Genomic DNA, 14,170 nt, shown 5'->3' with positions numbered 1-14,170 from the left:
CCTCAGAGCCCGAGCGCGGCGGCGAGCGCGCCGTGCGGCAAGCTGACCTGGAACATGCGTTCGAATACGACGTAAAGCGCGAGCGCCGTTGCCGCTGCCGTGATCGCCGACCACAGCACCTGTTGATGCCGGGGGATCGCGAGCACCGCGAAGACGTAAGCCGCCGAGGCGATGTACATCCCGAGCAGCGGAATCGCGCCGACGAAGATCGCTGCGGGCACGAACAGGCCCGCCAGCCGCCGCAGCTCAATCGACGTGATGGCGATGGGAACGCTCGCCAGCGAAGCCGTCGGCACCACGCCGCGCGCCAGATTGTAGAGACTGCCGACGACGATGATGATGCCGGTGAGGAACGGGAACGTGCCTGCGTCGACACCTTCGCTCGACCAGCCGATGCCGTTGTCCAGGCTCTGGACCACCACCGCAACGCCAAAACTGCCGGTAAGGATGGCGGTCGCAAGTTCGAGGGCGCGGCGTGAGATCATGGAAGGCTCCGGTCAGACCACACACAGCGGCGGTTATGGCCCTCGCTTTTCCCCAATGTCTGGTGTCGTCCCGGCCTAGCGCGCAAGTTGCGCGCGGGGGGCCGGGACCCATACCCCCAGGGAGAAGTTTGACGAAGACTAGACGTCAAATCCACAACGGTACGACGACCGCCGTCGATCGAGAGATCACGCGGTATGGGTCCCGGCCCCCCGCGCGCAACTTGCGCGCTAGGCCGGGACGACGAGAGAGTGTGTGGCGATCTCCGCCTCACTTGACCAGCCAGCCCTGCTCGCTCGCGACTTGCTTGACGTGCTCGAGGTCCTCCTTGATGAACTTGTCGAACTCGGCGCCGGTCAGGAACGTGTCCACCTGGGAGGTCTTCTCGATGTAGTCCTTCCACTCGGGCGTCGCCTGCACCTTCTTCATGAGATCGACATAGTAGGCCGCCTGCTCCGGCGTGACCTTGCCGGGCAGCCAGACCGTGCGCGGCTGCTCATATTGCTTGATGTCGAGGCCCTGCTCGGTGCAGGTCGGAACGTCGCTCCAGCCTTCGGTGGCGGTGATCTTCGGCGCTTCAGGCAGGCGCTTCGGGCTGAAGACGCAGAGCGGGCGCTGCGTGCCGCCGCGCCATTGGCCGAGACTCTCGCTGGGATTGTTGACGTGGGAATCGATGTGCCCGCCGGCGAGCTGCACGGCGGCCTCGGCGCCGCTCTTGAAGGGAATGTAGGTGAGCTTGACGTGTCCCGTCTTCTCGATCATGCGGGTCAGGACCTCGTCGGTGTCCTTGGACTGCGCGCCGCCCATCTTGAATTCGCCTGAGGCGGCCGCCTTCAGATAGTCGCCGGCCGTCTTGTACGGCGCGTCCTGCTTGACCCAGAGCAGGAATTCGTCCTGCGCCATGGCCGCGATCGGAGTGAGGTCGGTGTAGTTGAAGGCGACCTTGGAGACGAGCGGCTGCTGCCAGGCGTTCGAGGTGCCGAAGATCACCTTGTAGGGATCGCCGGCAGAGGCCTTGCCGTAGACATAGCCTTCCGCGCCGCTGCCGCCGCCCTTGTTGACGACGACGATCGGCTGCTCCGTCAGCTTGTACTTGGTGATGATGTTCTGCACTGCGCGGGCGAGATTGTCGGTGCCGCCGCCGGGACCTGCGGTCGCCACAAACTCGATTGGCTTTTGCGGCTGCCAGGCCGCGAATGCCGGCATCGGGCCTGCGAGCACGGCCGCACTGACGGACAGCAAAAAGAGAGACATCCCACGCATGATTTCCTCCAACTGATTTTTCTGTTTTTTAGATCAGCCGTCTCGACGTCCGTTCAGGCGACGCTTTCTTGGCGCTGCCTGGATGCCGAGACGATTGCGCCTTCTTGCTCCAGCGCTTCGATTTGCCTCTGGTCGAACCCGTGCTCGGCCAGCACCTCGCGGGTATGTTCGCCATAGACGGGCGCGCCTGATGCGACCTTGCCCGGCGTCTCCGAGAATTTGACCGGCAGCCCGATCGTCTTGACCCGGCCGAGCGTGGAATGCTCGACCTCGACGACCATCTCGCGCGCCAGCGTCTGCGGATCGCTGAGCGCCTCCAGCATGTCGTGCACGGGCCCGCAGGGCACGCCCTTCTCGTCCAGCGCGGCGAGCCAATGCGCGCGCGTATTCGTGCGGAAGCGCTCGCTCAGGACGGCTTCCAGCTCCTTCAGATTGGCCATGCGGTCGGCGCCGGTGACGAAGCGCGGATCGGCGGCGAGCTCGCTGGCCCCGAGCGCTTCCAGCATCAAGAGCCAGTGCTTCTTGTTGGCGCCGCCGACGACGAGCCAGCCGTCCGAGGCCTCGAACGCCTGGTACGGCGCGTTGAGCGGATGGGCCGAGCCCATCGCGCGCGGCGCGCTGCCGGCGGCGAGCGCAATGGTCGACTGCCAATAGGTCTGCACCAGTGCCGCCTCAAAGAGCGAGGTCTCGACCCACTGCCCCTCACCGGTCTTGAGGCGGTGCGTGTAGGCGGCCAGGATGCCCATGCTCGCGAGCAGGCCCGCGGTGATGTCAGACAGCGGCGGGCCGCATTTCACCGGCGGACCATCGGGGCGCTCGCCGGTGAAGCTCATGATGCCGCTCATGGCCTGCGCGACGAGGTCAAAACCGCGGCGGTGCTTGTAGGGACCGGTGCGGCCAAAACCCGACAACGAGCAATAGATCAGCGACGGATAATGCTTGTGCAGCTCCTCGTAGCCAAAGCCCAGGCGCTCCATCGCGCCCGGCGCAAAGTTTTCGACCAGCACGTCGGCGTCCGCGATCAATCGGCGCAGCACCTCCTTGCCGCCGTCGCTCTTCAGGTCCAGCACGATGCCGCGCTTGTTGCGGTTCATCATCAGGAACGAGGCGGCTTCGTCGCCGATCTTCGGCGGCACCGAATGGCGGGTGTCGTCACCACCGGGCCATTTCTCGATCTTGATGACGTCGGCGCCCATGTCGGCGAGCATCAGGGTGCAGGTCGGCCCGGCCATGACATGGGTGAGGTCGATGACCTTGAGGCCGGCGAGCGGTCCCGAACGGCGTGAAAAGGATTGCGATCGATCGCTTTGCATTCGGGGCGTCCTATTGGCCGCGCCACTGCGGGGCGCGCTTGCTGAGGAAAGCATCGAGCCCTTCACGAAAATCCTGGCTCGTGTAGCACATCAGGATGAGGTCTTCGCCCTCCTCCGGCATCAGCCGCCGTTGCAGCCGGGCGACCGCCTGCTTGGTCGCATTCAGCGTCAGCGGCGCGTGGCTGGCAACGAGGCGCGCGACTTCGTCCGTGCGCTTGTCGAGCGCGGTGAGATCGTCGACGACCTCGCCGAGCAGCCCGATGCCGGCGGCTTCGGCGGCATCGACGAGACGTGCGGTGAAGATCAGGTCCTTGACCCGTGCCGCCCCGATCAGCGCGGTGAGACGGCTGACATTGGACATCGACAGGCAATTGCCGAGGGTGCGGGCAATGGGAAAGCCGATCCTGGTGCTGCGCGTGCCGATGCGCAGATCGCAGGCCGCGGCAATGGCCGCACCACCGCCGGTGCAAAAGCCGTTGATCGCCGCGATGGTCGGTACCCGGCATTGCTCCAGCGTCGTCAGCACCCGGTCGATCCGGTTCTCGTAGTCGATGGAGTCCTGCGGCGTCCGGAATGCGCGGAACTGGTTGATGTCGGTGCCCGAGGCAAAGGCCTTGTCGCCGGCGCCCCGCAACACCAGCACCTTGATCGACCTGTCATCGTTGGCCTGCTCGCAGATGGTGGCGAGCCGCTCGTACATGGTGAAAGTGAAGGCGTTGCGCGCCTGCGGGCGGTTGAAGGTGATCCGCCCGATCCCGTCCCTGCATTCAAAAACGAGGTCGTCCGCCGCCACGGCCTGGTCCATTTCCTCGATCTCCGACTGTTTTTTGCATTTTTGAATGCAAAATTTTGGTTTTTCAAGATATAATTACCTGACTTTCGTCTATTGGATCATTTTTGCATTCAAAATAGAGAGTACCCCATGCTGCATGAGGAGGTCGTCGGCCGCATCCGCGAGATTCTGCTCGACGGCGAGATCCCGCCGGGCGCGCGGATTCCCGAGCGCGAGCTGTGCGAGCGGCTGGAAATTTCGCGAACGCCGCTGCGTGAAGCGCTCAAGGTGCTGGCCGCCGAGGGCCTCGTGCAGCTGCTGCCGCATCGCGGCTCGCGCGCAGCCAAGCTCACCGACAAGGACATGCGCGACTTGTTCGAGGTCTGTCAGGGCCTCGAAGCGCTGGCGGGCGAGCTCGCTTGCGAGCGCATCACCGATCACGAGATCGCCGAGATCGCCGCGGCCCATGCAGCCATGGTGCAGCATTATCGCGAGGGCGATCTGATCCATTATTATCGCGGCAACCGCGCCATCCACGAGGGGATCGTCAACGCCGCCGGCAACCCCGTCCTCGCCGGGCTCTACGCATCCGTAACCGCGCGGATTCGCCGTGCCCGCTATGTCACGCCGATGACGCCGCAGCGCTGGGCGCTTGCGGTGACGGAGCACGAGGCGATCCTGAACGCGCTCCAGCGCCGCGACGGCGTCGGCCTCTCCCACGTCCTGCGCGCGCATCTGCGCCACAAGCGTGAGGAGGTCTTGCAGGCGGGATTTGCTGAGACGGAAACGAGCGAGCCTGCGCTGAAGATTGCGTGAGGCGGCGGCTTGCCTAGCAGCCGAGCTTGTCGGCGATGCCGCCGAAATCCTTGGCGACGATGTCCCAATTGCCGGTCGCCTCGAAATCGACCTTCTGGTGCGGCCCGTACTCGGTCGGCCGGGCGACGAACGCGGTCTTCAGGCCGTTCTTCTGCGCAGCGGCGAGATCCCCATTGTGGGCGGCGACCATCATCACCTCTGCCGGCTTGAGGCACAGCAGCTTTGCGGCACCGAGATAGGTTTCGGGATCGGGCTTGTAGTGCTCGAACAGCTCGGCCGACATGATGAGGTCCCAGGGCAGGCCCGCGAACTTCGCCATGTTGGTGAGCAGCGCGACGTTGCCGTTCGACAGCGGCGAGATCACGAATTTCGTCTTCAATCGTGTCAGGCCGGCGACGCTGTCGGGCCAGGGGTTGAGGCGGTGCCAGCCCTTGGTGAGATGATCGAGGTCGGCGTCCGTGAGCCCCTTGATGGCGAATTTCTCGACCAGCTTTTCCAGGGAACGGCGATGCAGATCGTCGAGCATCACATAGCCGCGTTCGGGATGCTCGCGCACGTCCTGCATGGAGGCGACATAGGTGCCGCGCCAGCCGTCGACGAGCGCGGTCCAGTCGGCGCTGATGCCGCGGCCCTTGCCCCACCACATGAAGTCGGTGATCAAGCTGGTGCGCCAGTCCACGACGGTGCCGAACACGTCGAAGATCAGGGCTTTGACGGCGGAGAGATCGGACATGGCGCTTCCCTGGTTGTTATTTTCGTCATTCCGGGGCGCGCGGAGCGCGAACCCGGAATCTCGCGCTACAATCTCCGGATTCCGGGTTCTCGCTTCGCGAGCCCCGGAATGACGCTTCGCGTCAATCCAGATGGAACTTCGCGAGCTCGCGATGCTCGGCCTTGATGTAGCGCACGGTACCGGTGACGGAGCGCATCACCACCGTCTCGGTCTCGATCACGCCGTCCTTGCGGAATTTGACGCCCGACAGCAGTGAACCGGTGGTAACGCCGGTCGCGGCGAACAGGCAGTCGCCGCGCGCCATGTCCTCGATGCCGTAGATCATCTTGGGATCGTTGACGCCCATCTTGGCCGCGCGCTCGATCTTCTCGCCGGAATCGAGGATCAGGCGGCACTGCATCTGGCCGCCGATACAGCGCAGCGCCACGGCCGCGAGCACGCCTTCCGGCGCGCCGCCGGTGCCGAGATACATGTCGACGCCGGTGTTGTCGGGGTCGGCGGTGTGGATCACGCCGGCGACGTCGCCGTCGGTGATGAGGCGGACGGCAGCGCCGGTCGAGCGCACGCTCTCGATGATGCTGGCATGGCGGGGACGGTCGAGCACCAGAACGGTGATGCCCTCGGGCTTGACGCCCTTGGCCTTGGCGAGGCGGCGGACATTGTCGGCCGGCGATGCATCGAGCTCGACGACGCCCTTGTCGTAGCCGGGACCGATCGCGAGCTTCTGCATGTAGACGTCGGGGGCGTGCAGCAACGTGCCGCCATCGGCCATTGCCATGGTGGCGATCGAGCCCGGCATGTTCTTGGCGCACAGCGTGGTGCCTTCGAGCGGGTCGACCGCGATATCGACCTCGGGGCCGGCGTTGACGCCAACCTTCTCGCCGATGAAGAGCATCGGCGCCTCGTCGCGCTCACCCTCGCCGATCACGATGGTGCCCTGGATCGGCAGCTTGTTGAGCTCGCGGCGCATGGCGTCGACGGCGGCCTGGTCGGCGGCCTTCTCCTGCCCGTGCCCGCGCAGACGCGCCGACGACACCGCCGCCCGCTCCGTCACACGCACGATCTCCAGCGTGAGAATGCGCTCGAGCAATGCTTGCGGCGGCACTGAAATATGGGTCGACATCGGCTAACTCCTTCGAAGCGTTTGGGACGGAAATCTCCGTCCGCATCAACTCGTAACACCCACAGTTCGTTCGAACTGTCTTATCGTTTGAGCATGATCTTTCCGGAAAACCGCTGCACACCTTTCCGGATCATGCTCTAGTTCTTCTCAATCCTGATGACTTGCGGCCGCCCGCTGATCACCTTGTCCTTTTGCACGGCCGCGAGCGCGCGGCGCACCGCGTCCTCATGCGTGGCATAGGTGATCAGAATGACGGGCACGGGCACCGCCTTGCCGTCGCTAGGTGCAGCGCCGCCATTGGGGTGGCGCTGCACGATCGACTCGATCGAAATCTTCTGCTCGGCGAGCCGGGTCGCGATTGCAGCCGCGGTGCCCGGGAAATCGCGCGCGAGCAGGCGGATGTAATAGCCGCCTTCGTGGCGCTCCATCGGCGCCTTCTTGGTGTCGTGCAGCTGCGCGATCGGCCTTCCGAACGGATTGGCGCGAATGCCGCGCGCGACGTCGGCGATATCGGCAACGACGGCGGATGCGGTCGCAGCTCCACCCGCCCCCGGGCCGACCAGCGTGATCGGCGGAATGCCCTCGCCATCGATCGTAACCGCATTGGTGACACCCATCACCTGCGCGATCGAGGATGTCTTGGGAACCATGGTCGGATGCACGCGCTGCTCGATGCCCTTGGCGGTGCGAACGGCAACGCCGAGCAGCTTGACGCGGTAACCGAGATCGGCGGCCGCGCGAAGATCTTCCGGCGCGATGGAGGAGATGCCTTCGACATACACCGCGCTTTGAGCAACTTTCGTGCCGAAAGCAAGGCTGGCGAGGATCGCGAGCTTTTGCGCGGTGTCGTGGCCGTCGACATCGAAGGACGGATCGGCCTCGGCATAGCCGAGCCGCTGCGCATCCTGGAGGCACTCGGCGAACGACAGGCCCTCCTGCTCCATCCGCGTCAGGATGTAATTGCAGGTGCCGTTGAGGATGCCGTAGACGCGATTGATGCCGGTTCCGGCAAGACCTTCACGTAGCGTCTTGATGACGGGGATCGCAGCGCCGACCGCTGCCTCGAAATTCAGCGCACCGCCGTGCTTTTCGGCGGCTTTTGCCAGCTTGATTCCGTGCTTGGCCAGCAGTGCCTTGTTGGCTGTGACAACCGACTTGCCAGTGCTCAGCGCGGCTTCGACCGCCGAGAGCGCGGGATCGCCGGCGCCGCCCATCAGCTCGACGAAGCAGTCGACCTCGGGATGCGTGGCGAGGGCAAGCGGATCCTTGGCCCATTCGACGCCGCGCAGGTCGATGCCGCGCTTCTTGGCCTTCGAACGTGCGGTGACGGCGACGACGCGAATGCCGCGGCCGCTGCGGCCCGCAAGCACGCGCGCCTGCGTTTCGATCAAACGGACAACTTCGGCGCCCACGGTGCCGAGCCCCGCTATGCCCACTTTCAGGGGTGCAACCATGATGCTTGAGTGAACCTGCAGAAGAGAATTAGCGCCGGTTGGCGAGTGGAACGACGTTGTGCAACGTTTCGATGCCGCTTTCAAGGAAGCGGCGCACGCCGCGTGCGGCCTGCCTGATCCGTTGCTCATTTTCCACCATGGCGATGCGGACATATCCTTCACCATGTTCGCCGAAGCCGACGCCGGGCGAGACCGCAACGCCTGATTTCTCCACCATCAACGTCGCGAACTGCATGCTGCCGACACTGCGGAACGCCTCCGGCAGCGGCACCCAGGCGAACATCGAAGCCTCAGGCGGCGGAATCTCCCACCCCGCGCGACCGAAAGATTCCACCAGTGCGTCACGGCGCTTGCGATAGGTGTCGCGCATCTCCTTGATGCAGTCGTCAGGGCCGTTCAGCGCCGCGGTCGCGGCGACCTGCACCGGCGTGAAGGCGCCGTAATCGAGGTAGGATTTGACGCGGGCGAGCGCTGCGATGACGCGGTCATTGCCGACCGCAAAGCCCATGCGCCAACCGGCCATCGAATAGGTCTTCGACATCGAGGTGAACTCGACGGTGACGTCGATCGCGCCGGGTACCTGAAGCACCGAGGGCGGCGGATTGCTCTCGTCGAAATAGACCTCGGCATAGGCAAGATCCGACAGGATCAGGATCTCGTGCTTCTTCGCGAAGGCGACGAGGTCCTTGTAGAAATCGAGGCTCGCGACATAGGCGGTCGGGTTCGAGGGATAGCAGACCACGAGCGCGAGCGGCTTCGGAATCGAATGCACGATCGCCCGCTCCACCGCCTCGAAGAATTGTGGCGTCGGCTCCGAGGGCACCGAACGGATCACGCCGCCCGCCATCAAAAAGCCGAAGGCATGAATCGGATAGCTCGGGTTCGGACAGAGGATCACGTCGCCCGGCGCGGTGATGGCCTGCGCCACGTTGGCAAAGCCCTCCTTGGAGCCCAGCGTCGCCACCACCTGGGTGTCGGGGTTGAGCTTCACGCCGAAGCGGCGGTCGTAATAGGCAGCCTGGGCGCGGCGCAGGCCGGGAATGCCACGCGAGGCCGAATAGCGGTCGGTGCGCGGCTTGCCCAGCGTCTCCTTGAGCTTCTCCAGCACATGCGGCGGGGCCGGCAGGTCCGGATTGCCCATGCCGAGATCGATGATGTCGGCGCCAGCGTTCCGCGCGGCCGCCTTGGCCCGGTTGACCTGCTCGAACACGTAAGGCGGAAGGCGGCGGATGCGGTAAAATTCTTCCATGGGTCTCTGGGCTCCGGGCAACCGGTCAGGGCAGAATCGAGGAGCAATGACACTCCTTCCAGGAGACATCGCCCGGCACGCGAAAATCACTCAAAATCAGATACTTGGAGTAATTTTCGGTGGCAAGGACTGAACTCCTTCGCCCTGACTCTCGGCTGAATTGAAGTCTTTTTAGCACGGAGTGGCGGTGGCGCCAGCGATTACGCGGCCTTATTTGGCATCCTTGGCCGCGACGGCCTGACGGTCGCGCGCGGCCGCAAGCTCGGCCTCGATCTTGGCGCGTTGGTCCGGCGGGATGATGGCCTGATCGCGGTCAGGCGGCAAATCGTGCACCGGCAAATAGCCGGCAGGCTCCTTGGGGTGAGCGGGCGTGTCGGCGGCAGACATATCCGCGAGCTGGCTCGAACAGCCGCCCAGCATGAAAGCTGCGGTCAGCAGCGCACAGCACACGAGCCGCGACTTTTGCAGGTCCCACAACGCCAACACTTGGGAATTCCCCTACTCGTCCCAACGCAAGGCTGCCGGCAACTTAGCCAACAACCCGCCCAAGCTCAAACCATTGCTGCCCACAAATGGCACGAGCGAGAAATCTTCCAAGGCCCACGGCACGAGACGTGCACCGCGATTGTGACAAAAGCAAGAAGCATTGTCGCAGTGCAGCACATCTTCGCGCCTGTTTCGCGCGAAACCGGCGAGCTTCGCGGTGACGAATACGGAATGAATCGTTACTGTTGTCCTCATGAGTACCGTCACGACCGACATGCCCAAGCCTGGCTCGACGTCAGGGTCAAAGTCCGAAACGAAGTTCGATGCGGAAGCCTTCGCGATGAATGTCGCGCGGGCGATGGAGAGCGGCGGCAAGGCGCTCGCCGCGTATCTGAAGCCGCGCGAAAGCGGCGAGGTGCAGGACCGCCCGCCGGCCGAGCTCACCGAGGTCGTCAAGACCTTCACCACGGTCGCCGAATATTGGCTATCGGACCAGTCGCGCTCGTCCGACCTGCAGACCAAGCTCGCCAAGGATTATCTCGATCTCTGGGGCTCAGCGGCACGGCGAATGGCCGGCCAGGAGGCGCAGCCCGCGATCGCGCCCTCGCCGCGCGACAAGCGCTTTGCCGATCCGGAATGGAAGTCGAACCAGTTTTTCGATTTCGTGATGCAGCTCTATCTGCTCTCCAGCAAATGGGCGCAGGAGCTGGTCCGCGACGCCGAGCTTGATCCGGCGACGCGCCGCAAGGCCGAGTTCTACGTCCAGCAGGTCACCAACGCGATCTCGCCGTCGAACTTCGTGCTGACCAATCCGGAGGTGCTGCGCGAGACCGTTGCCAGCAGCGGCGAGAACCTGGCGCGCGGCCTGACCATGCTGGCGGAGGACATCGCCGCCGGCAAGGGCATGTTGAAGATCCGCCAGTCCAACCCGGACAACCTCGTCGTCGGCGTCAACATGGCGACGACGCCTGGCAAGGTGATCTACCAGAACGAGATGATGCAGCTGATCCAGTATTCTCCGACCACGGAGAAGGTGCTGCGCACCCCGCTCCTGATCGTGCCGCCCTGGATCAACAAATTCTACATCCTCGATCTCAAGCCGGAGAAATCCTACATCAAGTGGTGCGTCGACCAGGGCATCACCGTGTTCGTGATCTCATGGGTCAATCCCGACAAGAAGCTCGGTTCCAAGAGCTGGGAAGACTACATGAAGCTAGGCCCGCTCACGGCGATGGACGTGATCGAGAAGATCACCGGCGAGATGAAGGTGCACACCGCCGGCTATTGCGTCGGCGGCACCATGCTCGCGACCACGCTGGCCTGGCTCGCCGAGAAGCGGCGTCAGCGCGTGACCTCGGCGACGTTCTTTGCCGCGCAGGTCGACTTCACCCATGCCGGCGATCTCCTCGTCTTCGTCGACGAAGACCAGATCGCCTCGCTCGAGCAGGACATGAAGGCCTCTGGCGTGCTCGAGGGCTCCAAGATGGCGATGGCCTTCAACATGCTGCGCTCCAACGACCTGATCTGGTCCTACGTCGTTAGCAATTACCTCAAGGGCCAGCAGCCGAGCGCGTTCGACCTGCTGCACTGGAATTCCGACGCGACGCGGATGACCCAGGCCAACCATTCCTACTATCTGCGCAACTGCTACCTGGAGAACCGCTTGTCGACCGGCACCATGGTGCTCGACAACACGCTGCTCGATCTCTCCAAGGTCAGGGTGCCGGTCTACAACCTCGCCACGCGCGAGGACCACATCGCGCCGGCGGAATCGGTGCTGTACGGCTCGCAATTCTTCGGCGGGCCGGTGAAGTATGTCCTGTCAGGCTCCGGCCACATCGCCGGCGTCGTCAATCCGCCGGCCTCGGGCAAGTACCAGTACTGGACCAACGACAACATCAAGGCCGCCAACGTCGCGGAGTGGATGAAGGGCGCGGTGGAGCACAAGGGCTCGTGGTGGCCGGACTGGCGCGAATGGCTGGGCGGGCTCGATCCGGAGGAAGTGCCGGCGCGCAGCGTCGGGAGCGAGGCCTTCCCGCCCATCGAGGACGCGCCCGGCAGCTATGTCAGGGTGCGCGCATAGCGCAAGGCTGCGCGTTTTCGTATAAGCTCACGACATCGAGTTGAGAGGGGACCGGGTTATGACGCGCGAATTGTTCTGGCTGACCTGTACGGTGATCCTGACCGGGATCCTCTGGATCCCCTACACCATCAACCGCTGCCAGGTTCGCGGCCTCAGCGGCGCCATGGCCAACCCCACGCGCGGCGACAAGCCGCAAGCCGAATGGGCGAACCGTTTGATGTTCGCGCATGACAATGCGGTCGAGAACCTCGTGCTGTTCGCGCCGCTGGTGCTGATCCTCAATGCGATCGACTATTCCACGAAATGGACGGTGCTCGCCTGCGTCGTCTATTTCTGGGCGCGCGTTGCGCATCTGATCGTCTATGCGCTGGGCATTCCGGTGTTTCGCACCCTCGCCTTCACCGTCGGCTTCCTGGCACAGGCCGTGCTGGCGCTGGCGATCTTCAAGGTGTTTTGAGGCTCTCTCCACCGTCATTGCGAGGAGCGCGCGACAAAATCGCGAAGCAATTTTGCGCTGATGCGACGAAGCAATCCAGACCGTCTTCGCGGTGAGAGGTCCTGGATTGCTTCGCGGAGCCTGTCATCGGGCCGCGCTGCGCGCGGACCCGGTGGCTCGCAGTGACGACGGATAGGCTGTCGCCTTATTCCTCTGGCAGGCCCAGCATCAGCCGCATGTTCTGCACGGCTGCGCCCGAAGCGCCCTTGCCGAGATTGTCCAGCCGCGCGACCAGCACCGCCTGGTGATACTTGTCGCTGGCGAAGACATAGAGCTCGAGCATGTTGGTCTCGTTGAGAGCCTCGGGCTCGAGCCGGCCGCCCTTGCTCGCCTCGTTCTGGAGCGGCATCGCCTTGACGTATTTCGAACCGGCATAGCGCTTCGCCAGCGCGGACTGAAGGTCCGCGCCGCTGGGCTTGCCCGGTAGCGTGTCGAGCTGCAGCGGGATCGAGACCAGCATGCCCTGCCGGTAATTGCCGACCGAGGGGATGAAGATCGGCCGACGCGTCAGGTTCGAATAGAGCTGCAGCTCCGGCAGATGCTTGTGTTCGAAGCCGAGGCCGTAGAGCTCGAAGGACGGCGCGCTGCCGTCTTCGAAACTCGCGATCATCGACTTGCCGCCGCCGGAATAGCCGCTCACCGCGTTGACGCAGATCGGATAGTCGGCCGGCAACAGGCCGGCATCGACGATCGGCCGCAGCAGCGCGATGCCGCCGGTCGGATAGCAGCCGGGATTGGAGACTTTCTTCGCGGCCTTGATCTTGCCGGCCTGGTCCGGCGCCAGCTCCGGAAAACCGTAGGCCCAATCGGGCGCGACCCGGTAGGCGGTCGAGGCGTCCAGCACCTTCGGCCCCGAGGGACCCATGCTATCGATCAGCGCCACCGTCTCCCTGGCGGCATCGTCGGGCAGGCAGAGGATGACGAGATCCACCTCCGCGATCAGCGCCTTCTTGGCCGCAGGATCCTTGCGCTTGTCGTCGGGAAGCGTCTTCACCACGACATCGTTCTGGAGCTTCAGCCGCTCGTTGATGCCGAGCCCGGTGGTGCCGGAGCCGCCATCGACGAAGACGGTGGCAGGCTTCCTCGCTGCGCCCGAGGTCGGGGCTTTCGTCGTCTCGGTGAGGCTCATGGTGCCGTCCTTTCGAGCGTGTTGGTTTCGTTCGCGAAGGCCTCAGGCCTTACGTCCTGCATCAGTTGCGCGATCTCTCTCGCGTCGGCATCGGCTTGCGCGCCGAGCGCATTGGCAATCGCCGTGTAATCGGCGTCCGATTTGTGCTGGTTGAGCTTGAAGCTGCCTTCGACATCCTCAACCGTCATGACCAGACCCACGATCCCTTTCTTCAGTGCCGCGAGCCGGCCCGCCGTCATCTTACCCGACGTCCACGGCTTCTTCGGCAGGAGCCGCTTCTCGAACTTCTCGCTGAGAGTGTCGACCTGCACCGACAGTTCGTCGTCGGACAACACCCGTACCGGCCCGCTCAGATGCACGGACTGATAGAGCCAGGTCGGCACCTGATCCGGGGACACGTACCAGTCCGCGGAGACATAGGCATCAGGACCGGTCACCGCGAGCAGCCAGGACGCCGTGCCGTCTGCCAGCATTACCATCGGATTGTGACGGGCGACGTGAAAGGCGACCTGCGGCGTGCCGTCGACGGCATAGGTCAAATAGAACGGCAGCGGGGAAGCGATCGGCTTCCTGCCGTCGAAAGCACACATGATGCCGAAACCGCGTTCGCCTGCGAATTTCAGGCTCGCGGCGCGATCCGGCTTGAAATGGGGTGGCGTGTACATCGTAGTCTCCTGCTGGGCCTCCTCGGGGGCCGCCGGATCAGATCGCGCTGACAGGAGAGAGAATGCCGCGGATCGGGTCCAGCGGCAAAGACGATGATCTCAAAC

General features: G+C 64.2%; 15 protein-coding genes. 3 read left to right on the top strand and 12 right to left on the bottom strand.

The window, feature by feature from the left end; genetic code table 11:
- Window positions 1-2: 2 nt before the first annotated feature.
- The 4 genes from XH98_RS11945 to XH98_RS11930 all read right to left on the bottom strand — a co-directional run bounded on the left by XH98_RS11945 (window position 3) and on the right by XH98_RS11930 (window position 3,864).
- On the bottom strand, window positions 3-485 hold the full coding sequence (locus XH98_RS11945) for a tripartite tricarboxylate transporter TctB family protein (protein WP_271618698.1): 483 nt from the start codon (window positions 483-485) through the stop codon (window positions 3-5).
- A 268-nt stretch (window positions 486-753) separates the two neighbouring features.
- Entirely contained in the window at window positions 754-1,746 is a 993-nt protein-coding gene (locus XH98_RS11940; RefSeq protein WP_271602837.1) for a Bug family tripartite tricarboxylate transporter substrate binding protein, read from the bottom strand.
- Between the two features lie 53 nt (window positions 1,747-1,799).
- Window positions 1,800-3,059 carry a CaiB/BaiF CoA transferase family protein gene (locus XH98_RS11935; RefSeq protein ID WP_271602838.1) on the bottom strand — a complete coding sequence of 420 codons (1,260 nt, stop codon included), beginning with the start codon at window positions 3,057-3,059 and terminating at the stop codon, window positions 1,800-1,802.
- Between the two features lie 10 nt (window positions 3,060-3,069).
- Window positions 3,070-3,864, bottom strand: coding sequence for an enoyl-CoA hydratase/isomerase family protein (locus tag XH98_RS11930; protein ID WP_271602839.1), 795 nt, complete (start codon window positions 3,862-3,864; stop codon window positions 3,070-3,072).
- Window positions 3,865-3,981: 117 nt separating this feature from the next.
- Between XH98_RS11930 and XH98_RS11925 the strand changes: the two genes are divergently transcribed.
- A complete protein-coding gene (locus XH98_RS11925; RefSeq protein ID WP_271618697.1) occupies window positions 3,982-4,647 on the top strand; it encodes a GntR family transcriptional regulator in 666 nt (221 codons plus the stop codon).
- Between the two features lie 13 nt (window positions 4,648-4,660).
- On the opposite strand, the gene XH98_RS11920 is transcribed toward XH98_RS11925, so the two are convergent.
- The 6 genes from XH98_RS11920 to XH98_RS11895 all read right to left on the bottom strand — a co-directional run bounded on the left by XH98_RS11920 (window position 4,661) and on the right by XH98_RS11895 (window position 9,968).
- Window positions 4,661-5,380, bottom strand: a complete 720-nt coding sequence (locus XH98_RS11920) for a haloacid dehalogenase type II (protein ID WP_057754576.1) — start codon at window positions 5,378-5,380, stop codon at window positions 4,661-4,663.
- A gap of 121 nt (window positions 5,381-5,501) precedes the next feature.
- Window positions 5,502-6,503, bottom strand: a complete 1,002-nt coding sequence (gene glpX, locus XH98_RS11915) for a class II fructose-bisphosphatase (RefSeq protein ID WP_057754573.1) — start codon at window positions 6,501-6,503, stop codon at window positions 5,502-5,504.
- Window positions 6,504-6,640: 137 nt separating this feature from the next.
- On the bottom strand, window positions 6,641-7,957 hold the full coding sequence (locus XH98_RS11910; protein WP_271618696.1) for a homoserine dehydrogenase: 1,317 nt from the start codon (window positions 7,955-7,957) through the stop codon (window positions 6,641-6,643).
- Between the two features lie 28 nt (window positions 7,958-7,985).
- Window positions 7,986-9,206: an LL-diaminopimelate aminotransferase gene (locus tag XH98_RS11905; RefSeq protein WP_057754565.1), complete on the bottom strand. Its 1,221-nt coding sequence runs from the start codon at window positions 9,204-9,206 to the stop codon at window positions 7,986-7,988.
- A gap of 210 nt (window positions 9,207-9,416) precedes the next feature.
- Entirely contained in the window at window positions 9,417-9,692 is a 276-nt protein-coding gene (locus XH98_RS11900; RefSeq protein WP_271602843.1) for a hypothetical protein, read from the bottom strand.
- 12 nt (window positions 9,693-9,704) lie between these two features.
- Window positions 9,705-9,968 (bottom strand): hypothetical protein, encoded by a 264-nt coding sequence (locus XH98_RS11895; RefSeq protein ID WP_271602844.1) that lies wholly within the window; start codon window positions 9,966-9,968, stop codon window positions 9,705-9,707.
- Here XH98_RS11895 and XH98_RS11890 point away from each other — a divergent pair.
- Window positions 9,946-11,775 carry a PHA/PHB synthase family protein gene (locus XH98_RS11890; RefSeq protein ID WP_271602845.1) on the top strand — a complete coding sequence of 610 codons (1,830 nt, stop codon included), beginning with the start codon at window positions 9,946-9,948 and terminating at the stop codon, window positions 11,773-11,775. The two genes, XH98_RS11895 and XH98_RS11890, sit on opposite strands and share 23 nt — an antisense overlap.
- Before the next feature lie 58 nt (window positions 11,776-11,833).
- Window positions 11,834-12,232, top strand: coding sequence for an MAPEG family protein (locus XH98_RS11885; protein ID WP_057754556.1), 399 nt, complete (start codon window positions 11,834-11,836; stop codon window positions 12,230-12,232).
- A 184-nt stretch (window positions 12,233-12,416) separates the two neighbouring features.
- On the opposite strand, the gene argC is transcribed toward XH98_RS11885, so the two are convergent.
- Both argC and XH98_RS11875 read right to left on the bottom strand, forming a co-directional pair.
- Window positions 12,417-13,400 carry an N-acetyl-gamma-glutamyl-phosphate reductase gene (gene argC / locus XH98_RS11880; protein WP_271618695.1) on the bottom strand — a complete coding sequence of 328 codons (984 nt, stop codon included), beginning with the start codon at window positions 13,398-13,400 and terminating at the stop codon, window positions 12,417-12,419.
- Window positions 13,397-14,065, bottom strand: coding sequence for an FMN-binding negative transcriptional regulator (locus tag XH98_RS11875; protein WP_271618694.1), 669 nt, complete (start codon window positions 14,063-14,065; stop codon window positions 13,397-13,399). Before XH98_RS11875 ends, argC begins: the two co-directional genes overlap by 4 nt.
- Between the last annotated feature and the right edge of the window lie 105 nt (window positions 14,066-14,170).

Origin of the sequence: Bradyrhizobium sp. CCBAU 51745, from assembly GCF_028128715.1 — a bacterium.
In the GTDB taxonomy this organism is placed as follows: Bacteria; Pseudomonadota; Alphaproteobacteria; order Rhizobiales; family Xanthobacteraceae; genus Bradyrhizobium; species Bradyrhizobium manausense.
Note: the sequence above shows the minus strand (reverse complement) of the source record. Positions and strands in the feature narration are given on the sequence as shown.